Here is a 23,596-nt window from a genome sequence, read left to right on the forward strand (position 1 = left end):
CCCCCTGTCCCGGCGGCCCCGCCCGCCTTCCCCCGGACGCGCCACAGCCCCGGTCCCTTCCCCGCCACAGGGGCGGGGAGGGGACCGGGGCTGCAGGGGCGCCGGACCGGGCCGGGCGGAGGCGGCGGGGAGGTTCCGCCCCGCGCGGCGGCGGTCGCTACAGGCCGTTCACACGGGCCATGCGCCCCAGACCGAGGGGAGTCACGTCGGTCGCGGGCGTGCGCACCTTGCGCCCCGCCCGCGGGTTCTGGCGTCGTACCTGGGCCATCAGCCGCCGGCTGCGGAGGGCCATCTCGAGCTCGAAGCGCGTACGAGGGTCACGCAGGGCGGCACCGAACAGCTTCTCCAGCTGCCGCATCCGGTAGCGCACCGTCTGCGGGTGCACTTGCAGGGCCTTGGCGGCCTCGGGTGCGCCACCGCCCTCCAGCCAGGCGAGCAGGGTCACTTCGAGCCGCTCGCTCTGCCGCGGTGTCAGATTCGCCAGCGGCTGCAGCCAGCGCGCGGCCAGCGCGTGCGCCAGCGGCTCGTCCTGCAGCAGCAGGAGCGTCGAGAGGTGGTCGTCGACGAAGAGGGGCTGCCCGTCCGGGCCGGGCCGGTTCGGGGCGAGGGCCAGCAGTCGCATGGCCCAGCGCAGGGAGTGGGAGGTCTCACCGGGGGCCACCGGGTGGCCCACCGCGGCGAGCCGGCCGCGCAGCAGGGCCTCCAGGGCGGTGCGGGCGTCGGGATCCTCCGGACTCGGGACGAGCAGGCACGGCTGGCCGCAGACCATCCCGGCCAGCCCGTCGTCCAGGGCCGCGGCGAGCTGCTGGGTCTCGCCCGGCGTGGCCATGGCGATCGCCCGCACCTCGTTCGCGAGGGGCCAGTCGGCGGCACGGGCCAGATCCGACAGGGCAATTTCAGACATGGGCATGTCAGCCGTAAGGGCGGAGAACAGCTCGCGCCGGGAGCGTTCGGAGGTGTTCTCCGGGCCGGTGGGCGGCACGACCGTCAGCGGGACCGGCTTCCTCGGCCCGTGAGGATCGCGGAGCGGGATCCGGTCACCGGAATCCTCGGGCCGGCGCTGTCGCGGGATCCGGTCCAGGGCCCGGCGCACGGCCGGGTCCTCGTCGACCTCCGGATGCCCCGCGGCGGTCTCGTAGACCTCCTCGCCCCGCAACCGTTCGGACAGTTCGTCGGGAGCAGTGCCGTGCACCGCCTCCCGCTCCTGAGCGCGTGGTGCGGGCTCGCGGTAGCCGAGGGCGGTGAGCAGGGCGGTCTCGAACGCCCGGACCGCCTCGTCGTCGTGGTCGTCGACCAGCTCGGCGAAGCCGGGTATCCCGTCCTTCAGCTCTTCCACCATGGTGGACGCCAGCGCGGGCAGTTCCCTGCGCAGGACCCGGGTCCATTCGCCCCGTGGGCGGGCCCAGATACGGTTCAGCAGTTCGCACATGTGTTACCTCGTTCTTGCCGGGGTACGACCTGCCCCCATGGGGGAGGGTGACAGGCCCCTCGCGCCGCCCTCCTTCCCGTCTGCGCCGGTGCAGACGGGAAGTTGAGCACCTCGTACACCCTCCGGGAGAGTGCCATCCACTTGCTTCCCGCGGCTTTGCATCGTTTTTGCCGTCGGGCGGGCGGTGGCACGCACGGAGTCGCACAAGCAGTCGGCTCCTTCCTGTCACCGCGCCGTTGGAAGGGAATCCTCCGGGGAGTTGGGGCAGCACGATGCCACGCGCGCAAGAACTTGTCACGATTCGATAAACGTTGTGGAGGCGTTGCGGAACTCCACGATGCTTCTGCACTCCGGCCCCCGCTCCCGGTCGGCGAGCCGGCCGGCTGCCGCCCGCCGCGGAGCAGTTCCGTCGACCCCCGGGCACCGAGCGCGCAGAGCCATGCCTCGGACCTGGACGTATGGGAGAACCGATGTCCCTGTCCCCGCCCCGTACACCCCGCTCCCACCGGGTCCGCCGCAGCAGACGCCACGCCGGCGCGGCAGCGGCCACCGGGCGGCGGGCCGTACGCAGGCCGCCGTTGCTCTCCAGGGCCGGTGGCATCCGCCCGGCCGCTCTGGCCTGCGCCGCGCTCGCCGCCCTGCTCGCCCTCGGCGTCCTGGCGCACGCGGGAGCCCTCACCCACCTGTGGGACTTCCTCGACTACGGGGCGGGCGTCCTCGCGCTCGTCTCCCTGACCTCCGCCGTCCTGTGGGGCCTGGCCGCCACGGACCGGGTGCTGCTCAGCTCGGGACACCGGCTCGTCGCCCAGGGGGTGCACCGCGGGCTCGCCGTCGGCGGCCTCGGCTTCCTGGTCCTGCACATCTGGATCAAGATCGCCGAGTCCCGCGCCGGCGTGGTGGACGTCCTCGTCCCCTTCTCGGGCGGGGACCGGCCCTTCCTCATCGGACTCGGCAGCCTCGCCGGGTACTTCTTCGTGTCCGTGGCCGTATCGGGCGCCGTCCGCAGCGCGTTCGCCACCAAGGGCCGGTCGTCCTGGTGGCGCGCCCTGCACCTGGGTGCGTACCCCGCGTGGGGAGCCGCGCTGGTGCACGGCCTCAAATCCGGCCGTTCCGCGGCCGGTTGGGTGACCGCCGCGTACGCCCTGTGCATCGTGGCGGTCGCGGCCCTGCTGCTCGCACGGCTGAGGGCGAGGGTGCGCGCGGAGCGGGCCCGCCCGGCCGCCGCGCAGCCGCCCTCCCCGGAACGCGCGCCGGGACAGGGCCGGCCCAAGGCGAGGGACCGCTTCGTGCGGCGGCCGGCCGAATGGGCCGCCGAGCTCCTCACCGCACGGCTGGCCCGCCAGGCGGGGGGAGTAGGGGCAGGAACGGGCGCGGGCGGCCCGGGCTCGGGACCGCGCCCGGCCTCCGGGCGGCCGGAGCCGCTCACGGCCCCGTTCGCGGAACCGCGCACGACCCCGTTCGCGGAACCTCCCGCCGCTCCGCCGTCCGCCCCCGTCTGGATCGTGCCCCCGGAGCGCCCGGTCCACCCGACCGTCCCCGACCGCCTCCCGTACGGGACCGAGTCGCCGTTCGTCACGAGCAGACTCGACGTCGTCACACGCAGGACCGACGCGGCGCCCGAGCCGCCCGCCCGGCCGGAGGGCGGCGCCCGGGAACGGTCGTGGCGGGCGTGACCGCCCCCGTCCTCGGCTGCGTGGGCCCCCCACGGGTCCTCGCCGGACTCGACGTGCTCCCGCGGCTGGACGGGGACGACCACCTCGCCGTACACGGGGCACTGCCCGCCTACGGGCCGGAGGACCTCGCCGGACTCGCCGAACGCATCGACCTGCGGGGCCGCGGGGGAGCGGGGTTCCCGTTCGCCCGCAAGCTGCGGGCCGTCATGCGGACCGCCGGTGCGCGCGACGGCCGGTGCGCGGTGGTCGTCAACGGCAGCGAGGGCGAACCGAGCTGCCTCAAGGACACGGCCGTGCTGCTGCACGCCCCGCACCTGGTCCTGGACGGGGCCCTGCTGGCCGCCGCCGCACTGGGCGCCGAGGAGGTGGTCGTCGGAGTCACCCGGGAGGACGTGGCGCAGTCCGTACGCGCGGCGGTCGCCGAACGGGGCCCGGCGGGCAGCCTGGTCCGCGTCGCCCGGCTCCCCGAGCGCTTCGTCACGGGCGAGGGCACCTCGCTCGTCAACGGCATCGAAGGCCGGGCCGCGCTCCCCTCCGGCCAGAAGGTGCGGACCAGCGACCGCGGCCTCGGCGGAGTGCCCACCCTGCTGTCCAACACCGAGACCTACGCCCAGCTCGCCGTCGCGGCCCGTCTCGGCTCCGCCGGCTACCGCACGCTCGGCCTGCCGTCGGAGCCGGGAACCCTCCTGCTGACCGTCGCCGGGTCGACGGTCGTCGAGGTGCCCGCCGGGACCTCACTGGCGTACGTCCTGGAGCTGTTCGGCTTCTCCCCGGGCGAGGGCGTCCTCGTCGGCGGCTACCACGGGCGGTTCCTGGCCCCCGCGGCGGCGCGGTCGGTGAACCTGTCCCGGCAGTCCCTGGCCACCGCCGGCGCCGTCCTGGGAGCCGGGGCGGTGCTGCCCCTGCCGGAGGACACCTGCCCGGCCGGCGAGGTCGCCCGGGTCGTCCGCTGGATGGCCGACGAGTCGGCGGGCCAGTGCGGCCCCTGCGTACGGGGGCTGCCCTCGCTCGCCTCCGCCGTGGAGGAACTGGTCGCCGGGGGCGGCCGGGCCGCCTGGGAGGCCGTCGAGGCCCGCGCGCGCGGGGTGCGCGGGCGCGGCGCGTGCAGCCACCCGGACGGCACCGCCTCCTTCGTGGCCTCCGCGTTCACCGTCTTCGCCGAGGAGTTCCGCGACCACGCTCTCGGCAGCGGCTGCGGGCGCCGCGTCCGGGGGACCCTGCCGCTGCACGTCCAGGAGGACCCCGAACGGCTCGTCGTGGACTGGACGCTGTGCAAGGGCCACGGGCTGTGCGTGGACCTGCTGCCCGACGTCGTACGCCTGGACGCCGACGGCTACCCGGCCCAGGCCGTCATGCCCGTTCCGGGACGGCTGCGGCCCAAGGCCCTGCGCGCGGTACGGCGCTGCCCGGCGCTGGCCCTGCGCATCCAGGAATGAGCCGGCGGGACGGGGCCGCACCCGCCGGAACGGGCCGCACGGTCGTCCGAGTTCACGGGTTGACGGAATTTGATAAATTCCGGCCCGATTCCATTACGAGGACTCCCCAGGGTTTATGAATATCTCGTCAAGCCCTTCCGGAACCGAATCCGGAACAACTCGGGAACAACTCGAAGGAGTGACCGTGAAGAAGACGAGCCGCATGGCGGCTGCCGGTTCGGTGGCCGTCGTCCTGTCGCTGGCCGTGGGCTGCGGAAGCAAGGGAGAGGACACCGCCCGCAGCACGAATCTCGTCCAGCCGGCCGGGGCCGGGAAGGCGCAGCAGGACACCTACGGATCCGGCTCGGGCTCGGGCTACGGCTCCGGCGGCTCGGGCTCGGGCTCGGGCACCGGCGACGCGAGCGACCCGTACGGCGGGACGGAGCAGTCCGCGGAGAAGGCCGCCGGGGCCGGCCGGCTCGCCGTACGGGAGGTCGCCGGTGTCGGGACCGTGGTCACCGACAGCAAGGGCGCCACCCTCTACCGCTTCGACAAGGACACGGCCAAGCCCCCCAAGTCCAGCTGCGAGGGGGACTGCGCCGCGGCCTGGCCGCCGGTGCCGGCGGACGACGCGGCCGCCACCTCCGGCATCGAGGCGGACCTCCTCGGCGCTGTCGCCCGGGCCGACGGGACCAGGCAGCTCACGCTCGGCGGCTGGCCGGTGTACCGCTACGCCAAGGACACCGCCCCGGGCGAGGCCAAGGGCGAAGGCGTCGGCGGCACCTGGCACGCCCTCGCGCCGGACGGCAAGAAGGCGATCGACGGAAAACAGGATCCGGCCGGGGCCGGCCATTCAGGAATGGATATGGGCAACAAGCCGGCAGACGCGGAAAAGGAAGGAAAGGAACTCTCCGTGGCATCCAATGAGAAGCTGGGGAAGATTCTCGTGGACGGTCAGTGGCGCACCCTCTACCGATTCGACAAGGACAGTGCCTGGCCGATGAAAATCGCCTGTGTCGGCGCCTGCGCGGAAACGTGGAAGCCCGCAGCCCCCGTGGACAAGACGAAGACCGCGGGAATCCGGCCCGAACTCGTGGGCAAGGTGAAGCGGCCGGACGGCACCGAGCAGCTGACCGTCGACTGCTGGCCGGTCTACACCTTCACCGGGGACACCGAACCCGGCCAGACCAACGGCCACAAGAAGCAGGGCCTGTGGTTCGCCGTCACCGACACCGGCAAGAAGGCCGCCTGACGGGCCCTCGCCCGTCCCCCCATCCCACCGTCCCTGCCCCTACCGCTCCCTGTGAGGCAGCCGTGCCCCCGACACCCCGTCACCCCGCCGCCCGCGTGCTCCTGCCCCTGCTGCTCGTGTGCGGTGGCTGCGCCGACGGGGGCGCGGCCGCCCCGCAGGGACCCGCTCCGGCACCCTCCGTCCGCCCCGCCTCCCTCCAGGACATCGCCACCGCACTCGGCTGCACCCCCGAGACCACCGTCGACGCCGAGGACGTACGCGAAGGGGCCTGCGGCACCGGCCCGGACGCGTACCGCATGGCCACCTTCGCCACCGGGGAAGGACGCGACGCCTGGCTGACGGAGGCCCGCGGCTACGGCGGCACCTACCTCGTCGGGCCCCGCTGGGTCGTCACCGCCGCGACCCCCGAAGCCCTCACGCCCCTGCGCACCCGCCTGGGCGGCACCATCGAATCCGCCCCGGGACACGGCACCTCCCCGCACACGGGCCACACCCCGTGACGGCCGCGCCCGGTCCGCCGCCCCGCTAAGGCGGGTCCTGACCCTGTTCCGCGGCCGCGGCCGCGTCCGGCCCGGCGCCGGCCGCGGCGCGGAGATGCCCGACCACCGTGTTGGCGACGGCGACGAGGGGGACCGCCACGACCGCTCCGCCGATACCGGCGATCAGCCCGCCGGTGGAGACGGCCAGCACCACCGCCAGCGGGTGGACCCGGACCGCGCGCCCCAGGATGAACGGCTGCAGCACGTGGCCCTCGATCTGCTGGACGAGAAGTACCACCATCAGCGTCATGACCGCGGTGAACAGCCCCTCGGTGACCAGTGCGACGATCACCGCCAGCGCGCCCGAGGCGACGGCGCCGACCAGGGGCACGAACGAGGCCAGGAAGATCACCACGGCGATGGGCAGGGCGAGGGGCACACCCAGGAAGTAGATGCCCACCCCGATGAACACCGCGTCGATCAGGGCCACGACCATCGTCCCGCGGATGTACGCGGTCAGCGTGCGCCAGGCCGGAGGTCCCGCGCCGGCCACTCCCGGCCGGGCCGCCGCCGGCACGAGCCGGAGCGTCCACTCCCAGATGCGCTTCCCGTCGTACAGCAGGAACAGCGTGCAGAACATCGTCAGGAGCAGGCCGGTGATCACCTCCACCAGGATGGTCACGCCCTGGAGGCCGGTGGAGGCGAGCCGGTCGGTGCTCGTCCCGATCGCATCGCTCAGCTTCCCCGCGATGTCGTTGATCTGCTCCTCGGTCACATGGAACGGGCTGTTCAGGAGCCACCGCTTCAGCTCCTGGACGCCCTCCTGCAAGCGGCTGGACAGACTGCCCAGGTTGTCGAGCACCTGCCATACGACGAACCAGCCGGCCAGGCCCAGCGCGACGAACCCGCAGAGCGCCGTGACCGCGGTGGCCAGTCCCCGGGACAGCCCGCCGCGCTGCAGCCGGGCCACCGTCGGCTGGAGCAGCGCGGTGACCAGCAGCGCGGCGACGAGGACGAGCGCGACCAGCCGGACGGAACCGATCACCCGCATCACGATCCACACGGCCGCGGCGATCACCACGAACCGCCAGCCCGCCTCGGCCGCGACCCGCACGCCCCACGGCACCGCCCGGACCGGGTCGGAGGGCCGGGGCCGGGCCCGCCGCGCTTCCGCCTGCCGGGCACGCTCGGCCTCCTCCTCGGCGTCCTGGCGCGCCCGCTCCCGTGCGCGGCGCTCGCCGAGCGCGGCCGTACCGCCCTTCAGACGGTCCACCCATCCGCGGATCCTGCCCATCCCGTACCTCCCTCCGCTCCGTGTGCCCGTACGAAACCCGGCCGCCCCTTCACGCCCGGGGGGCACGCCCCCTGGGCTGGCGGGGTTCGGAAACCTCGGGCGCCGCCGGGACGGGAACTTCGGCCGGCGCCCCGATGCTCACCGGAGTCACGGTGCCGTGGTGCACCACCGTCAGGGGCTCGCCCGAGAGCAGCGTGTAGCGGGTTGAGTCCTGCCCGATGTCGACGTGCAGCCTGCGGCCCTGCGTACGGACGGTGAAGGCCAGCCGGGTCAGGGTGGGCGGCAGGCGCGGGGCGAACCGCAGCGCCCCTTCGGTGCCCCCGTTCCGGTGGGCGGCCAGGATGCGGGGCCGGCGCAGCCCGCCCAGACCCTGCACCAGGGCGATCCAGGTACCGGCCAGCGAGGCCAGGTGGAGGCCGTCACGGGTGTTGTGTTCGAGGTCGTTCAGGTCCATCAGGGCCGCTTCGCGGGTGTAGGCCCAGGCGAGGCGCTGGTGGCCGGTCTCGGCGGCGAGGACCGCCTGGCAGCAGGCGGAGAGGGAGGAGTCCCGCACGGTCAGCGGCTCGTAGTAGGCGAAGTTGCGGGCCTTCTCCTCAGCGGTGAAGTCATCCGGGCAGGCGATCATGGCGAGGACCAGATCGGCCTGCTTGACGACCTGCTTGCGGTAGAGGTCGAAGTACGGGAAGTGCAGCAGCAGCGGGTACTGCTCCTCGGCGGTGCCGTCGAAGTCCCACGGTTCCTGGTCGGTGAACCCCGCGGCCTGCTCGTGCACCTCCAGCCGGTCGTTGTACGGGATCACCACCCGGGCGGCGGTGTTCCGCCAGTCCGCCGCCTCCTCGGCACCCACCTCCAGGTCCTGGGCCCGGTCGGGGTAGCGGCCCACCGCCTCGGCCGCGGCCAGCAGGTTCAGCCGGGCCATGGCGTTGGTGTAGAGGTTGTCCCGCGCGATGGCGCTGTACTCGTCCGGTCCGGTCACCCCGTCGATGTGGAAGGCGCCTTCGGCGTCGAAGTGGCCGAGGGAGCGCCAGAGCCGCGCCGTGTGCACCAGCAGCTCCAGGCCCGGGCCGCGGGCGAACTCCTCGTCATCAGTGAGAGTCACGTACCGGGCGACGGACCCGGCGATGTCGGCGTTGACGTGGAAGGCGACGGTGCCGGCGGGCCAGTACGCGGAGCACTCGGGCCCGCTGATGGTGCGCCAGGGGAAGGCCGCGCCCTTCAGGCCGAGCTGCCGGGCCCGCTCCAGCGCGCTCGGCAGCGTCGAGTGCCGCCACCGGAGGGCGGGCGCGACGGTGAGGGGCGCGGTGTGGGTGAGGACGGGCAGGACGAAGCACTCGGTGTCCCAGAAGGCGTGCCCGTCGTACCCCGTCCCGGTCAGGCCCTTCGCGGCGATGGCGCGCTCCTCGGCGCGCGCGGCGGCCTGGAAGAGGTGGAAGAGCGCGAAGCGCACGGCCTGCTGGACCTCCGCATCGCCCTCCACCTCGACGTCGGCACTGTCCCAGAACTCGTCCAGACAGCCGCGCTGCGCGTCGAGCAGCCCCTGCCAGCCGGTGTTCCGGGCCGCCGCGACCGCGCCCTCCACCTGGTCCCGCAGGGCGGGCAGGGACCGCTGGGCCGACCAGCCGTGGGCGACGAACTTGACCAGCGTGAGCCGCTGTCCGGGCACCAGGTCGGCGGTCACGGTCAGCCGGGCGACGTCGGGCTCGCTCTCCGCCGCGTACGTGGTGCTCTCGGGCCCGTCCACGAGGTGGTCGGCGGCCACCGCGACCCGCTGCCGGCTCGCGCGGGTGCAGTGGACCAGCCGCAGCCGGGTGTCGCGCGCGTAGTCCTCCTCCGGAAGGAGCGGGGAGTCGATGGCGGCGGCCACCCGGGGGTCCCCGGAGAGGCCGGGCAGCTGCTCGTTGGCGACCAGCTCGGACTGCACGGCGACGGTCGCCGGCCCGTCGACCGCCTCGACGGTGTACTCGATCGCGGCGACGGCGCGCTGGGCGAGGGAGACCAGCCGCCGGGTGGTCAGGCGTACCGTCCGGCCGGACGGGGTGCACCACTCCACGGTCCGGTCGAGCACCCCCGTACGGAAGTCCAGGACGCGTTCGTGCGCGATGAGTTCGCCGTAGCGCAGGTCGAAGGGGTGGTCGTCGACGAGCAGCCGCACGATCTTCCCGTCGGTGACGTTGATCGTGGTCTGCCCCGACTCCGGATAGCCGTAGCCGGCCTCGGCGTAGGGCAGCGGGTGCGTCTCGTGCACCCCGGCCAGATAGGCGCCGGGCAGTCCGTGCGGTTCGCCCTCGTCGAGGTTGCCGCGCCACCCGAGGTGCCCGTTGGACAGGGCGAACACCGACTCGGCCTGGGCGAGGACGTCCAGGTCGAGACGGGTCTCCCGGAGCACCCAGGGCTCGGTGGCGAAACAGGTGTGAGTGATCATCCGCGGTCCAGGAGTTCGGAGAGGTCGGTGACCACGACGTCGGCCCCGTGGTCGGCCAGTTCGGCCGCCTGGCCGGTGCGGTCGACGCCGACGACGAAGCCGAAGGCCCCGGCCCGGCCGGCGGCGACACCGGCCAGCGCGTCCTCGAACACGGCGGCGTTCCGCGGCTCCACGCCGAACAGCTTCGCGGCGGCCAGATAGCTGTCCGGGGCGGGTTTACCGCGCAGGCCCTGTTCGGTGACGGTGATGCCGTCGACGCGCTGCTCGAAGAGGTCCTCGATGCCGGCCGCGACCAGGACGTCCCGGCAGTTGGCGCTGGCGGAGACCACCGCGCGGTGCAGGCCCGCGTCGCGGACGGCCCGGACGAACGCCACGGAGCCCTCGTAGGCCTCCACCCCCTGTTCGCGGATCATGCGGAGGACGAGGCCGTTCTTGCGGGTGCCCAGCCCGTGCACGGTCTCCCGGTCGGGTCCGTCCTCGGCCGTGCCCTCGGGCAGGGTGATGCCGCGGGAGGCGAGGAAGGTGCGTACGCCGTCCTCGCGGGGACGGCCGTCGACGTACTCGTCGTAGTCGTGGACGGGGTCGAAGGGTACGAAGACCGCGCCTTCTCCGGCGGCGCGCCGGCGCAGGTAGTCGTCGAACATCTGTTTCCAGGCCGCCGCGTGGACCTTCGCGGTCCGGGTGAGGACGCCGTCGAGGTCGAACAGGCAGGCGGTGATGTGGTCGGGGAGTCCCAGCATGGCGTCGAGGCTAGGAGCGACCGGCGGCTCTCGCGGGGAGGTGCCACCGGTGGGGCGCGGCGATCGCCCGGATGCCCTCCGGTCCCCAGCTTCCCTTGGCGTACGGCTCCACCGGCGGGGGCGCCTCCAGCAGGGGGGACGCGACCTCCCAGAGCCGTTCGATGCCGTCGGACCGGGTGAAGAGGGACTGGTCGCCGAGCATCGCCTCCAGGATGAGGTGCTCGTACGCCTCCAGGGAGTTCTCGGAGGCGAAGGAGGTGCCGTAGCCGAACGCCATGTCGGCACACTCCAGCCGCATCGCCGGGCCGGGCTCCTTGACCAGGAACCGGGTGGTGAGGGAGCCGGGGTCGGCGAAGTCGATGACGAGCTCGTTGCCGCGGCCCTCACCCGCCGCCCGCGCGTCCAGCGGGAACATGCGCAGCGCGGGCTCCCGCAGGCCGAGGGTGACCACGTGCCGGCCCTCGGCCAGCGCCTTGCCGGTGCGCAGCTGGAAGGGCACACCCGCCCAGCGCCAGTTGTCGATGCCGACGCGCAGGGCGACGAAGGTCTCGGTGTCCGAGGCCGGATCGACCCCGGGCTCGGCGCGGTATCCGGTGTACTGGCCGCGGACGACGTGGGCCGGGTCCAGCGGCCGCATGCTGCGGAAGACCTTGACCTGTTCGTCCCGGAGGGACTGGGCCTCCAGGGCCACCGGGGGTTCCATGGCGACGAACCCCAGCAGCTGGAACAGGTGGGTGACCACCATGTCGCGGAAGGTGCCGGTGCCCTCGAAGAAGTGCGCGCGGCCCTGGATGTCGATCTGCTCGGGCACGTCGATCTGCACATGGCTGATGTGCTCGCGGTTCCAGATGGGCTCGAAGAGCCCGTTGGCGAACCGCAGCGCGAGGATGTTGTCCACCGCCTCCTTGCCCAGGAAGTGGTCGATGCGGAACACCCGGTCCTCGTCGAACACGGCATGGATGGCGGCGTTGAGGGCACGGGCCGACGCCAGATCGGTGCCGAAGGGCTTCTCGACGATGACGCGGGCGTCCTCGGCCAGTCCCGTGCTCCCGAGCAGCCGGATCACGGAGGTGAACGCGACGGGCGGCACGGCGAGGTGGAACAGCCGGTGCGGACTGCCGCCGACGGCCTGCCCGGCCGTGCGCACCGCCGTTTCCAGCGGCTCCGTCGCCCCTTCGTCGGCAGCGCCGAAGGACAGCGAGGATTCGAACTCCTGCCAGGCCGGTCCCTCGGGCTTCGAGCGCCCGAACTCCGCCACCGCCTTGCGCGCGTGCGCGCGGAACGCCTCGTCGTCCAGGGCCTCGGCCGCCGGGGCGGTGCCGACGATCCGGTAGCGGTCCGGCATCAGCCCCGCCTTGGCGAGGTGGAACAGCCCGGGCAGCAGTTTGCGCCGGGCCAGGTCGCCCGTCGCACCGAACAGCACGACGACGTGGTCCGCGGGGCGGGGCGGACGGGACTGGCGGGACTCGGCCATGGCGGAGGTCCTTTGCTCGCCGGCTGTTCGCCGGAGGGTGGACGGCGGCGGGTGGTCGGCGGCACGCCGGACGGGCCTGCCCTTTCCGACCACGGGGCTCAGGAGCCGGCGCCGGTGTGCTTCTCGGCATGGCCCCCGAACTCGCTGCGCATGGCCGACAGCACCTTGGCGGTGAACGCGCCGAGGTCGCGGGACTCGTAGCGCTGGAACAGGGAGGCACTGATGACGGGCGCCGGCACGCTCTCCTCGATGGCCGCCAGCACCGTCCAGCGCCCCTCCCCGGAGTCGGACACCCGGCCGGTGAAGTCGTCGAGCTGCGGGGAACGGGCGAGGGCGTCGGCGGTCAGGTCGACCAGCCACGAACCGACCACGGACCCACGACGCCACACCTCGGCGACCTCGGCCACGTCGATCTCGTACCGGTAGGCCTCCGGATCGGAGAGCGGGGCGGTCTCGGCGTCGGCCGTACGCTCCTTCAGGCCCGCGTCGGCGTGCCTGATGATGGCGAGCCCCTCGGCGATGGCGGCCATCATGCCGTACTCCACGCCGTTGTGGACCATCTTCACGAAGTGGCCGGCTCCGTTCGGCCCGCAGTGCAGATAGCCGTGCGGAGCGGTGCCTCCGGCCCGGGTGCGGCCGGGGGTGGGCTCGGCGCTGCCGGTGCCCGGCGCGATGGTGCGGAAGACCGGGTCGAGCCGTTTCACCGGGCCCTGCTCGCCGCCGATCATCAGGCAGTAGCCGCGTTCCAGCCCCCAGACACCGCCGGAGGTACCGCAGTCGACGTAGTGGATGCCCCGCCCGGCGAGGCTCTTGGCCCGGCTGATGTCGTCCCGGTAGTAGGAGTTGCCGCCGTCGATGACGATGTCGTCGGGGTCCAGGAGGCCGACGAGCCGGTCGAGCGTCCCCTGGACCACGCCGGCCGGCACCATCAGCCACACGGCCCGCGGCCGTTCCAGCCGCTCCACCAGCTCCTCCAGGGACAGGGCCGGTGTCGCGCCCTCCTGCTCCAGCGCCCGTACGGCATCCGGACTGACGTCGTTGACGACGCAGTGGTGGCCGTCCCGCATCAGCCGGCGCACCAGATTGGCACCCATCCGGCCGAGTCCGACCATTCCGAGCTGCATGGGCGCGTCAGAGGTCATCGCGGCTTCTTCCGTTCCGGGCCGCCGGTCCGGCGGGCCCTCGTCGCGTGGTCACCGCCGTCGCGCGTGCGCGGGGCGGCGGGCGTACCTGTTCCAGGGCTTCCCACTGTGCGCGCCCGCCGCCGATCCGGCACCTGATGGTCCGCCGACCGGGCGGGCGTTCCGCTTCCCGGGGGCTGGCGTACTTCCCAACCGGCCAGTAATTTACGGCCGTCGAACAGAGATCCGGCGGCGGAGGGGTGGGCGGACGTGGGACGGTTCCTGCGGGTCCTGGGAACGGGCGCGGCACTGTGGCTCGCGGTGACGGGGACGGTGGCGGCGGCCCCGCCGGCCGCACCCCCGGCACCCTCGCCGACCGCCGAGGCCGCTGCGGGCACGGCGGGCGCGGCGGGCACGGCCGGATCCCGCACACCCCGGACGGTGGCCACGGCCACGGCCACGGCCACAGCCACGGCCCCGTCCTGGCGGCCGCCGCTGTCCACCCGCGGCCCCTACGTCGTGGACGCCGACGGCAACCGGTTCCGGCTGACGGCGGCCAACTGGGACGGCGCCCAGGGCTCCTGGTCGGGCTCCGGGAACATCGCAGACCCCGCCTCCCACCACGCCGGGCAGGACTCCCACGGCATCCCGCTGGGCCTGGACCGGGTCCCGCTGGCCGCCCTGCTCGCCGACTTCCACCGCCTGGGCCTGAACAGCATCCGGCTGCCCTTCTCCAACGAGATGATCCGCACCACCGCACCCGTCCCGGACTCCGCGGTGGCGGCCAACCCGGAGCTGCGCGGCAAGACCCCGCTCCAGGTGTTCGACGCCGTGGTCTCGGCCCTGGCCTCGGACGGCTTCGCCGTCATCCTCAACAACCACACCAACACCACCCGCTGGTGCTGCGGCGTCGACGGCAACGAGCGCTGGAACAGCTCCCAGTCCACCCGCCAGTGGGCCGACGACTGGGTGTTCATGGCCCGCCGCTACCGGTCCGAGCCCCGTGTGGCCGGCGCCGACCTCTACAACGAGGTGCGCCGGGACGTGTGGGACGACCCCAACTGGGGCCTGGGCGACCCCCACGACTGGCACGCGGCCGCCCAGGAGGCCGCCGACCGGATTCTCACCGAGGCCAACCCGGACCTGCTGGTCGTCGTCGAGGGCATCAACTGGACCGGCATCCCGGTGGACGGCTTCGCCCACGGCCGCCCCACCCTCACCCCCGTCCGCACCCTCTCGCACACCCCGGCCGTTCCGAACAAGCTCGTCTACTCGGCGCACTTCTACGGCTACACCGGCCCGAACCACAGCGGCGCCACCGGCCTCGGCGAGACCAGCGACCCCCGCTACCAGGACCTCTCCCGGGCCGAGCTCCACCAGGTCCTCCGCGACCAGGCGTTCTTCGTGTCCGCCGAGACCGGCCGGCACTTCACCGCCCCGGTGTGGATCAGCGAGTTCGGTATCGGCTCGGACGAGACGAACCCCAAGCCGCGCGCCTGGTTCACGAACATGACCGACGAACTCATCGCCGCCGACGCCGACTTCGCGTACTGGCCCCTGGTGGGCTGGGCGGGCCACGACAGCTGGGCCATGCTCCGCTACGCCCCGGACGGCGCCCGCTCCGGCCTCCTCGACCCGGGGGACTGGCGCACCCCGCTCTGGAACCGCCTGACGGCCGCCACCGGCCGCACCGGCGCGGTGCCCCGCGAACCGCTGTGGCAGCAACTGACCACCGACCACCGGGACTTCGTCCAGTCGATGCGGGTACGTTCCACCGGCGACTGGGACTCCGGGGCCCGGAAGGCGGCCTGCCCGGACGGGCTGCGGCTGACCGGGCTGTCCCACACCGGCGGCCGCGGCCTGTGCACCGACACCGGCACCGGCGACCTGCGCGCCGCGGGGCCCGAGCAGACCGTTGTACGCGACGAACGGTACGTACCGCCCGGCGGCGACTGGGCCGGCGGCTACACCAAACTGCAGTGCCCGCCGGGCGCCTTCCTCATCGGCTACGCCGTCCGCGGGGCGCGGACCTCCTCGGCCCTGTGCGCACCGGCCCGCACGACGCTGGGCACCGCCGGGCGCACGGTCTGGTTCGACCGCGGTGACAACCGGCCGGCCGCCGACCCCGGCGGCGAGTTCGCGTACGGCCGCTACAAGGGCCAGTGCGCCGCGGACGAGTACGCCGCGGGCATCGCCTTCACCACCCGCGTCGGCAGCCAGGGCACACCGGACGCCCTGCTCTGCCGCAGGATCGCACCCTGACGCCCGGCCGTTCCGCCCGGGAGCACAGCGGATACGCTCCCGGCGTGAACGAGCGGCACGATACGGAAGCCCTGCTCCTCGGACTGACGGCCGGGGACTGGGGCCCCTCCTGGTCCCGGCTGGAACAGGCGATCGGGTGGTCGGGCCACCACCACCCGCTCTTCGCCCCGACGGTGGCCCGTCTGACAGAGCTCCTCCCCGAACTCGCCCCGCGCCACCGCGTCCTGGTCCTCGAATTCCTGGCGCTGCGAGCCAGGTCGATCGGCAACCAGCCCCCGGTACCCCGGCAGGCGGGCCTCGCCGTGTTCGCGGACAACCTGTGGCGGCTCGTCCCCCTGCTGGCCGACCCGGAGCCGGTGGTCCGCGGCCACGCCGCCTGGGCGTTGCGGGAGGTGCCCGTCGGCGATCCGGAAGTCGTGGAGGCACTCAGGCGGCAGGCCGTGGCGGAGACGGACCCGAGGGTCCTGAGCTCCTGCCTGTTCGCTGTGGGAGCGCAGGGGGCGGCCGGGGACACCGTGGCGGCCGGGCCGTGGCTCCGGCCGTGGCTGGCCCACACCGAGCCGTGCGTGCGACTGGCCGCCGCGCTCGCCATGCTCACGCCTGCCGTGACGGATCACGCCACGGCGGACGACGCCGTGAGAGAAGACCTCAGGGGTGTGGGCCGTGTCGCCGGCCGGGTGCTCACGGGCTGGGGCATCGGTGGCGTACCCGCCGAACCGTGGTGGCCCCGGGAGTGGAGGCTGTTCGAAACGCTCGAAACCGGGCTCGTGGACCATCCGGACGAGGCCGCCGCGCTCGTCGCCGAACTGGCCCGACACTCCGGCCCGGCGCTGCGCGGGCTGTCCGTACGAGTGGCGGGCGCGCAGCTCCACCACTGGCGGGACCCGGGAGAGGACTGGTGGAAGCGCGTCCTCGCCGGGCTCGACGACGAGGACACGGTCGTCGACTCGGCCCTGAAGGTCCTCTCCCGCGCCGGAACGGGCATCGCCCCCTACGCGGACGAACTGGTCCGACACCAGAAGCGCATCTGCCCGCCCTCGCTGTGGCCGGGTGCCTTCCCGGCGGTGGCGGCGCTCGTCCGCCTGGGGGACGACCGGGCCCTCGACCGGTACCGGGACGGCGTCATCGACGGCTTCCACCAGGCACTCCCCCCGCCGGAGCGGTGGGCACCGCACCTGCTGCCCGCGTTCCGGGCGAGTCTGGCCGAGGGCCCCGATTCCCGCTGCATCACCCCGGTGCTCCAGGCCCTCACCCGATGGGGACCGGCCGCCGCCCCGGCGGTGCCCGAGCTGATCCGGCTGCTCGACACGCCCCGTGCCCGCGAGGCCGCCGAAGCCCTCGGGCGGATCGGCCCGGCAGCCGGGCGGGCCGCCGGCCTGCTGGCCCGGCTCGGCCGCGGCGACGTACGGCCCCCGCGCCACGGCAGCGGCCTCGTGCACGGCGGGCATCCCTGGCACGGCAGGCAGACCGCCGCCTGGGCGCACTGGCGGATCACCGGCGACCCCGCACTGGCGCTGCGCGTGGTCGGTACGGCCGCACGGCAGGGCCCCAGCCGCCCGGTCCTGCGATACCTCGCCGACCTCGGCCCGCTCGCCGCGCCCTACGCCGTCGCCGTACGACCCCTGCTCACCGGCGTCGGCGAGTGGACCAGGGTCGGTGCTGCCGAGGCGTGGTGGCGGATCACCGGCGACGCGGCCACCGCCGTCGACGTCCTGCTGCCGGAGCTGCGCGGGTTCACCGGACACCGGCTGCCACCCGTATCCCTCCGGGCCGTCGAGGCACTCGGACGGATCGGCCGGCCGGCCGCGGCAGCCGTACCAGTCCTCCGCGTCCTGGTGGACTCCGGCCGCCGCTACGGCGACGACGCCGTCCGGGACGAGGAACTCCGCCATGCCGCCGCCGAGGCCCTGACCCGCATCGGCTCGGACCCGGGCGGCATCATCCGGAGCCGCAGTGCGGGGCGATCGCCAGGATGGCCACGTCGTCGTGCAGGCCCCGGGCGAAGCGGGGGAGGTCGCAGTTGAGGAAGTCGACGACCTCGGCGGGGCCCGGTGCCGGGCGCCCGGCGAAGCGCTGCCGCAGCCGGTCCACCAGCGGGTAGAACGCGCCGTCGTGGTCACGGGCCTCCGCCAGCCCGTCCGTGACCAGCAGCAGGACGTCGCCCCGGGCGAACCGGTGGCTCCATGCCACCGGCCCCTCCGCCGGCACGGCCAGCCCGCCCAGGCCCAGCGGCAGCACCGGCGGGCCCGCCAGCGCGCTCACCTCGCCCCGCGAGATGAGCACCGGCTCCACATGCCCGTGGTTGGTGAACGTCACCCGGCCCGTCAGGCTGTCGTACTCCATCAGCAGGGCCGTGGCGAACAGCTCCTCGTCGGGAATCTCCCTGGCCTCGCGCACCAGCCGGCGTTCCAGCCGGGCCGCGACCGTCGGCAGGTCCCCCGCCTCGTACGCGGCCTCGCGGAAACTGCCGAGGATGGCCGCCACCGCCCGCACCGCCTGCAGGCCCTTGCCGCGCACGTCGCCGATGATGGCCCGCTCCCCGCAGTCCGTGACACGGATGTCGAAGAGGTCGCCGCCCACCATGGTCCCCACCTCGCTCGGCCGGTACAGGCTGGCCGCCAGCACCTGTCCGACCTGGTGCGGAACAGGACGCAGCAGGGTCCGCATGAGTGCTTCGGCGACGGAGTTGGCATGGACGAGGGAGCGCGTCTGGCGGACCCGGCTCGCGGCGAGGACCGTGGAGAGGATGCCCACGAGCGCGGTGGCCATGTCCGCGGTGACGTGGTGGTTCTCCCAGAGGTGATCGGCCTGGGCCGCCAGGAACCCCTCCAGGAGGATCGCGGCCACCGTGAGCGCGGCCACCACGGCCGGCCCGTAGGCGCACGCGACGATCGGGGGCAGGGCGATGAGGAAGAAGCTCACCGCCCACTCCTCCTGAAGGGTCGCCTCCAGGAGCAGCACGAAGGCCACGTAGCCGAAAGGCAGCCAGCGCAGCCAGACGGGAGGCTCCACCGGTGTGAAGCCCAGCTCGTCACCGGCGGCCACCAGCGACACGTCCGGGTGTCGGCGCCGGGCCGCCCGCCCCCCGGGTACCCACCGCGGCACCGGCCACCGACGGGACGTGTGCACAGGGGCCTCCTGACGAAAGCGTGACCGACGGTCACAGCCTGAGGAGCGAACGGCCCCGAACCGCCCATTACGCCAACTGCGGCATGTTGCCCCGATGCCCCGTCCGCGCCCCCGGGCGGTTGGAGGTGCCGCTCGCTCCCGGCCGCGGTACGGGTAGTGCATGGCACAGAGGCAAGAGGGGGCGGGCGACCGGGACGGCGAACGCCCGAACGAGCGCCCGAACGAGCGCCGGGGCGAGCGCCCGAACGAGCGGCCGAAGCAGCGGGGACCCGTGTTCGCCGCGCTCACGGGAGCCCTGATCGGCGCCCTGGCCGGACTCACGGGAAGCATGCTGGCCTACTTCGAGGCCAGGGACACCCATCGGTACGAGGCCCAGGCGCGTCGCGCGGACATCCGCCGCGCGGCCTACGTCGACCTCGCCGCGGCCACGAACAAGTACGAGCAGGAGACCACCCAGCTGCTGTCCCTCAGCCTCGACCCCGCAAAGAGCCAGGCCCAGAGGGACCGCCAGTTCGAAGAGAAGTACGCACCGGCCAACACGGACCTGGCCCGGGCCCTCGCCACGGCCCGCCTCGTGACCGCCCGGGACGGCCGGCGCGGCCTGGAGGAGGTGAGCACCCGTTCCACGCGGGTGGGAGAGATCGCGACCCACTGGTACGGCAAGGGCCCCGAAGGCGCCGACAGGGACAGGATCGCCGCCGAGTTCGCCGACGCGGTGGAGCAGCAGGGCACCGCACTCCAGACCTTCATGGACCGGGCGGCCGACGAAGCCCTGTAGGTGCCGGAGGGCCGGGCGGCCGAGGCCCGGCCGACCGATGTCCGGTCGACCGATGTCCGACGAGGGGGGCAGCCCACCGAGGTGGGCTGCCGAGGGCACTGCGGTCAGTGACGGTGGTCACCGCGGTGCCCGCGGTGACCCCAGGAGGCGGTGTCGAGGATGTTCCCGCGGTCGTCGCGCAGGGTGGCGGTGTCGCGCTCGTCCCAGATCTGGTGGCGGCGGTCCTGGTAGACGTCCCGGTCGGAGTCACGGCCGTGGCCGGTGTGGACCTTGACGCTGGAGTGACCGTCGAGGCGCAGGTGGTCGAAGCGGTAGCGGTTGCCGTCCCGGTCCGTGAGGGTGAAGCCGCGCAGGTTCACGGAGCGGCGGCCGGTGTTCATCACCTCGACCCATTCGCGGTTCAGGGCGCGGCTGCCGCGCCCGTGGCCCTCGTGCTGGACGTCGCCGATGACGATCGAGGAGTGCCGGCCGCGGCGGTCGTGCCGGTCGTGCCGGTCGTCGTCGTGGGCGGCGGCGGGCAGAGCGGCCGCGCCGACCAGGGCGCCGGCGGCGAGCACCGTGGCGAGCACACGGCGGGTGGTGAAGGAAGCGGACATGAAGATGGCTCCTCGAATGGTGGTTCCCGGCGTTCTGCCGAGGACCCACACTCTGGCCCCCAAACCCGGCCAAATTCCGCAACCTGCGTGTGTGTTACCTGATCCGGGTAAATCGGTAACGCTCCCGTGTGGGGGGCAAGGGTCAACTCCGGGTTGACGTGGACCCTCCCGGGGCTGCGGAATCGGTCCTGCGCGCCATCGAGCACGGCCCGCCGAACGGGTGCCCGGCCCTGTAACAGCCGGTTCGACGCGGCGGCGAGCCTCAGCCCTCCGTCCAGGCGCGCAGGAGCTCCGTGCGGACCCGCGCCCTCGGTGTGCCGTCCCCGCCGTGGTCACGGGCCCATGCCCCCAGGGCCCGGGGGCTGGCGGCCCCGGCCGCGAAACGGGACAGGAGTTCCCCGGACAGTGCCGCCTCGTCGGGGCCGTAACCGCAGGCCGCCGCCGAGTACACCCGCAGTTCCTCCGGCCCGTAGCCGGTCTCCAGCCGCACCGTCATCTCGGGCGGTGCCTCGCCCCCGCTGAGCGAGAAGAGCAGCGACTCCCAGAATCCCGACAGGATCCGGGCCGGCCCCCTGCGCGGCACGTCCTGCACGGCCACGGAACGCAGCCCCTTCCAGGCCCACGTCCGGGACGCGCCGGGTTCCACGGCCTGCACGCCGTAGCCGGTGAGCCGGACGCAGCTGCCGTCGGTGGTCGGCGGGGACCCTACGTACACCGCCTCCGGGGTGATCCAGAACAGTCCTACCATCGCCATGTCCGACTCCGTTCCCGTGGTCCGTCCGTGCCGCTGGGGCAGGGATTGCCGTCCGCCGCGAGACGCTGCTCGCCGTCACGGCGCGGCCCTCCCTCCATTGGGCCCGGACGGCCGGCGGGCGTCATGCCGCTCGAAGTCGGGACTTGACGGCCGGGCCGAGGCGCGCCCGCCGGGCGCGCCGACCGGACCGGCCGGTGCCCGGCCGGCCCTATCGGTGGGACTCGGGTGCGTCCGTGTCGCCGTGGAGGCCGCCGGCGCGCCGCAGCCCGGCGGGCGTGGTGCCGTACCAGCGCTGGACGGCCCGGCGCAGGGCGCGGGCGTCGGCGTACCCGCTCCGGGCGGCGATCGCCTCGATGCCGAGGTCCGTGCCCCGGAGGAGCCGCGTGACATGGGCTCGGCGCACGGCCTCGAGCTCATGGCTCCAGGTGGTGCCGTGATCGTCGAGGCGGCGCTGGAGCGTGCGCGTGCTCAGGTTCATGCGCCGTGCGACGGCCGGCAGCGCCGGGGTGGTCTCGTCGTGCACGGAGGCCAGGGCCGTGCGGAACAGGTCCAGCCAGTTGTGCAGCGCGATGGAAGAGGCGAGGGTCTGCTCGGCGTGTCTTCGCAGCACGGCGGAGAGGCCGGGCTGAGCCCGCGGTGCCGGGGCCGTCAGGTCGGCGGCGAGAAAGGTGATCGAGCTGACCGGAGCCTCGAAGTCGATGGCGCGGGTCCCGTACAGCCGGGTCAGCGCGTCGTGCCGGCGGGGCGCCCCGGCGGCCAGGGACACGCGGAGCGGAACGAGCCGCCGCTGCGCGGCTTCGCTCAGGCGCCGCTGGTAGACGGCGAGCGCGCAGGCGAGGACGGCGCAGGCCCCCTCGTGGGTCAGATCGGCCCGGTTGATGTGGCTGATGGTGACGTGCCCGCCGTCTTCCGTGATCCGGACGGAGTCCGTGCTGGTGTCGGCGATGGCGGCCAGGTAGGTCGCGGCGTCCCGGATCCCTTCGAGGGGGGTGGGCGCAGCGGTGAACAGGTAGTCCCACACCCCGAGACTGCCCATGCCCGCCTGCTGCGCCAGCAGCAGGGCCACCTCGGGCCAGGAAGCGTGGACGGCCGCCAGTTCGACGATGCGGATGCTCGTGGCCACCGGGGCGCGGCACAGGTCGTCGTCCAGGTGCTCGGGCGCCAGGCCCAGCAGGTGCGCGTACCCGTCCGCGGGTACGCCCAGAAGGCGTGCGGCATTGACGTTCATACGGGTGAGGGCGGAGGAGGTCGTCCCCTGGTGAGCATGCGAGACCACGGGAAGTGAGCATAGACGAGCACGAACTGCCCGCTCCTCACCGGTCTGAGGCGTGAAATGCCCCCAACACGGCGCGGAAGGTCCCCTGATGGCGCCTGCGGTCCGCAGCCCCGCCCCGACGATGCGACCGCGGAGACTTTCTGATGATCGGTCAGGCGGAGGTGCACGCGTGGGCCCGGCGGCGGAGAGGGGGCTGACCAGCGCAATCAGCGGGAGACCGGTGGCACGCACGGTCCCCCGGCTGGCGCGTGCTGCCCCCGAACGGCGCCCTCCGGGGCCCATAGCCTGGGGATCGTTCCACCACGGCGCGGACGGCGCCCGCGGGTGGCCCGGCGTACGGCCGGAGTCTCCGCTCACACCTGCTCGGGTACGGGGGTCCCGGGGAGGCGGAAGGGCCCGAGGCGGTGCGCTCCGGAAGACCGGGGGCCTGCGCGTGCCCGGGTCCGTGCGCTTCTCCCACACCAAGGGAGGGGCGCGCGGACCCTGAATCCGTCCGCCCGACCACCCGTCCGCCCGTCCGCCCGACCACCCGTCCGCCCGTCCGGATGGCCGTCCGCCGCGGCGGATCGGGGTCGCCCGGCGTTCAGCCCGGTGGCGGATGCGTGGCGAGCCAGTGACGCGCGATCTCCTCACGCGTCGCCGGCCATGCCCCGCCGCGCTGTGCGACATGCCTCAGGAACCCGTCGAGCGCACGGATGCGGCCGGGCCGGCCGATGATCCGGCAGTGCAGTCCGACGCTCATCATCCGCGGGCGGTCCGCACCCTCGGCGTGCAGCGTGTCGAACGTGTCGACGAGGTACGCGAGCATGTCGTCGGCGGTCGTGAAGCCGTGCACGATCAGGAACTTGAAGTCGTTCGCGTCGAGGCTGTACGGCACCACCAGATGCGGACGGCCCGCCGCCTCGACGTAGAACGGCAGGTCGTCCGAGTAGTCGTCGGAGTCGTAGAGGAAGCCGCCCTCCTCGACGACCAGGCGCCGCGTGTGGGGGCTCGTACGGCCGGTGTACCAGCCGACGGGCCGGCGCCCGACGAGCCGTTCGATCGTGGCGACCGAACGGGCGATATCGGCGCGCTCGACGTCCTCGGGCACGTGCCGGTAGTCGATCCAGCGCCGCCCGTGGCCCGCCACCTCCCAGCCGGCCGCGCCCATCGCCCGTGCCGCGTCCGGGTTGCGCGCGAGCGCCTGCTCCACGGCGTGGACGGTGAGCGGCGCTCCGTGCGCCGCCAGCGTGCGATGGACACGCCAGAACCCGGCGCGCGAGCCGTAGGCGAACATCGATTCGACGTTCAGGTCGCGCCCGCCCACCACGGGCGGCGCGCCGACGATCTCGTGCAGGTAGCCCTCCGAGGCGGGGTCGCCCTCGAGGACGTTTCGCTCCCCGCCCTCCTCGTAGTTGAGGACGAGGCTGACGGCCACCCGGGCACCGCCGGGCCAGGCGGCGTGCGGCGGCTCGGCTCCGTAGCCGACGAGGTCGCGCTGATGCTCGGACACGGGCGGCACC

At 73.9% G+C, this 23,596-nt stretch carries 18 protein-coding genes; 7 read left to right on the forward strand and 11 right to left on the reverse strand.

The annotated features are described in order from the left end of the window. Positions 1 to 157 precede the first annotated feature (157 nt). The gene (locus ACGFQ9_RS22450; protein ID WP_393575912.1) at positions 158 to 1,429 is read right to left on the reverse strand and encodes a PucR family transcriptional regulator; all 1,272 of its coding nucleotides are present in this window, start codon (positions 1,427 to 1,429) and stop codon (positions 158 to 160) included. A gap of 470 nt (positions 1,430 to 1,899) precedes the next feature. Here ACGFQ9_RS22450 and ACGFQ9_RS22455 point away from each other — a divergent pair, with 470 nt between their 5' ends. The 4 genes from ACGFQ9_RS22455 to ACGFQ9_RS22470 all read left to right on the forward strand — a co-directional run bounded on the left by ACGFQ9_RS22455 (position 1,900) and on the right by ACGFQ9_RS22470 (position 6,269). Next, positions 1,900 to 3,102: a hypothetical protein gene (locus ACGFQ9_RS22455; protein ID WP_393575914.1), complete on the forward strand. Its 1,203-nt coding sequence runs from the start codon at positions 1,900 to 1,902 to the stop codon at positions 3,100 to 3,102. Next, positions 3,090 to 4,538 (forward strand): NADH-ubiquinone oxidoreductase-F iron-sulfur binding region domain-containing protein, encoded by a 1,449-nt coding sequence (locus ACGFQ9_RS22460; RefSeq protein WP_393575916.1) that lies wholly within the window; start codon positions 3,090 to 3,092, stop codon positions 4,536 to 4,538. The genes ACGFQ9_RS22455 and ACGFQ9_RS22460 overlap by 13 nt, the downstream gene beginning before the upstream one ends. 184 nt (positions 4,539 to 4,722) lie before the next feature. After that, positions 4,723 to 5,769: an SCO0930 family lipoprotein gene (locus ACGFQ9_RS22465; RefSeq protein WP_393575917.1), complete on the forward strand. Its 1,047-nt coding sequence runs from the start codon at positions 4,723 to 4,725 to the stop codon at positions 5,767 to 5,769. Between the two features lie 62 nt (positions 5,770 to 5,831). After that, positions 5,832 to 6,269 (forward strand): hypothetical protein, encoded by a 438-nt coding sequence (locus tag ACGFQ9_RS22470; protein WP_393575918.1) that lies wholly within the window; start codon positions 5,832 to 5,834, stop codon positions 6,267 to 6,269. A gap of 25 nt (positions 6,270 to 6,294) precedes the next feature. Here the strand turns inward: ACGFQ9_RS22470 and ACGFQ9_RS22475 are convergent, their stop codons facing one another. The 5 genes from ACGFQ9_RS22475 to gnd all read right to left on the reverse strand — a co-directional run bounded on the left by ACGFQ9_RS22475 (position 6,295) and on the right by gnd (position 13,320). Beyond that, positions 6,295 to 7,542 carry an AI-2E family transporter gene (locus ACGFQ9_RS22475; RefSeq protein WP_393575919.1) on the reverse strand — a complete coding sequence of 416 codons (1,248 nt, stop codon included), beginning with the start codon at positions 7,540 to 7,542 and terminating at the stop codon, positions 6,295 to 6,297. Positions 7,543 to 7,591: 49 nt separating this feature from the next. After that, entirely contained in the window at positions 7,592 to 9,964 is a 2,373-nt protein-coding gene (locus ACGFQ9_RS22480; RefSeq protein ID WP_393575920.1) for a glycoside hydrolase family 65 protein, read from the reverse strand. Beyond that, the gene (locus ACGFQ9_RS22485) at positions 9,961 to 10,704 is read right to left on the reverse strand and encodes a beta-phosphoglucomutase family hydrolase (RefSeq protein WP_393575921.1); all 744 of its coding nucleotides are present in this window, start codon (positions 10,702 to 10,704) and stop codon (positions 9,961 to 9,963) included. Before ACGFQ9_RS22485 ends, ACGFQ9_RS22480 begins: the two co-directional genes overlap by 4 nt. Before the next feature lie 10 nt (positions 10,705 to 10,714). Beyond that, positions 10,715 to 12,178 carry a glucose-6-phosphate dehydrogenase gene (zwf, locus tag ACGFQ9_RS22490; protein ID WP_393575923.1) on the reverse strand — a complete coding sequence of 488 codons (1,464 nt, stop codon included), beginning with the start codon at positions 12,176 to 12,178 and terminating at the stop codon, positions 10,715 to 10,717. Positions 12,179 to 12,276: 98 nt separating this feature from the next. Further along, positions 12,277 to 13,320: a phosphogluconate dehydrogenase (NAD(+)-dependent, decarboxylating) gene (gnd, locus tag ACGFQ9_RS22495; protein ID WP_393575924.1), complete on the reverse strand. Its 1,044-nt coding sequence runs from the start codon at positions 13,318 to 13,320 to the stop codon at positions 12,277 to 12,279. Positions 13,321 to 13,632: 312 nt separating this feature from the next. Between gnd and ACGFQ9_RS22500 the strand changes: the two genes are divergently transcribed. Continuing rightward, positions 13,633 to 15,561 carry a glycoside hydrolase family 5 protein gene (locus ACGFQ9_RS22500; protein WP_393576010.1) on the forward strand — a complete coding sequence of 643 codons (1,929 nt, stop codon included), beginning with the start codon at positions 13,633 to 13,635 and terminating at the stop codon, positions 15,559 to 15,561. Between the two features lie 44 nt (positions 15,562 to 15,605). Further along, complete coding sequence (locus ACGFQ9_RS22505) at positions 15,606 to 17,585, forward strand: HEAT repeat domain-containing protein (RefSeq protein ID WP_393575926.1); 1,980 nt, start codon at positions 15,606 to 15,608, stop codon at positions 17,583 to 17,585. Here the strand turns inward: ACGFQ9_RS22505 and ACGFQ9_RS22510 are convergent. After that, the gene (locus tag ACGFQ9_RS22510; RefSeq protein ID WP_393575928.1) at positions 17,500 to 18,690 is read right to left on the reverse strand and encodes a PP2C family protein-serine/threonine phosphatase; all 1,191 of its coding nucleotides are present in this window, start codon (positions 18,688 to 18,690) and stop codon (positions 17,500 to 17,502) included. The genes ACGFQ9_RS22505 and ACGFQ9_RS22510 overlap by 86 nt on opposite strands. A gap of 160 nt (positions 18,691 to 18,850) precedes the next feature. Between ACGFQ9_RS22510 and ACGFQ9_RS22515 the strand changes: the two genes are divergently transcribed. Continuing rightward, positions 18,851 to 19,468, forward strand: coding sequence for a hypothetical protein (locus tag ACGFQ9_RS22515; protein WP_393575930.1), 618 nt, complete (start codon positions 18,851 to 18,853; stop codon positions 19,466 to 19,468). A 104-nt stretch (positions 19,469 to 19,572) separates the two neighbouring features. Here ACGFQ9_RS22515 and ACGFQ9_RS22520 read toward each other — a convergent pair whose 3' ends face one another. The 4 genes from ACGFQ9_RS22520 to puuE all read right to left on the reverse strand — a co-directional run bounded on the left by ACGFQ9_RS22520 (position 19,573) and on the right by puuE (position 23,586). Further along, entirely contained in the window at positions 19,573 to 20,064 is a 492-nt protein-coding gene (locus ACGFQ9_RS22520; protein ID WP_393575931.1) for a lamin tail domain-containing protein, read from the reverse strand. A gap of 262 nt (positions 20,065 to 20,326) precedes the next feature. Beyond that, positions 20,327 to 20,818 (reverse strand): hypothetical protein, encoded by a 492-nt coding sequence (locus ACGFQ9_RS22525; protein WP_393575932.1) that lies wholly within the window; start codon positions 20,816 to 20,818, stop codon positions 20,327 to 20,329. A 208-nt stretch (positions 20,819 to 21,026) separates the two neighbouring features. Then, positions 21,027 to 22,094 carry an AraC family transcriptional regulator ligand-binding domain-containing protein gene (locus ACGFQ9_RS22530; protein WP_393575934.1) on the reverse strand — a complete coding sequence of 356 codons (1,068 nt, stop codon included), beginning with the start codon at positions 22,092 to 22,094 and terminating at the stop codon, positions 21,027 to 21,029. A gap of 583 nt (positions 22,095 to 22,677) precedes the next feature. Further along, a complete protein-coding gene (gene puuE / locus ACGFQ9_RS22535) occupies positions 22,678 to 23,586 on the reverse strand; it encodes an allantoinase PuuE (RefSeq protein WP_393575936.1) in 909 nt (302 codons plus the stop codon). Positions 23,587 to 23,596 lie beyond the last annotated feature (10 nt).

Origin of the sequence: Streptomyces sp. NPDC048603 (assembly GCF_043199475.1) — a bacterium.
Classification (GTDB): domain Bacteria; phylum Actinomycetota; class Actinomycetes; order Streptomycetales; family Streptomycetaceae; genus Streptomyces.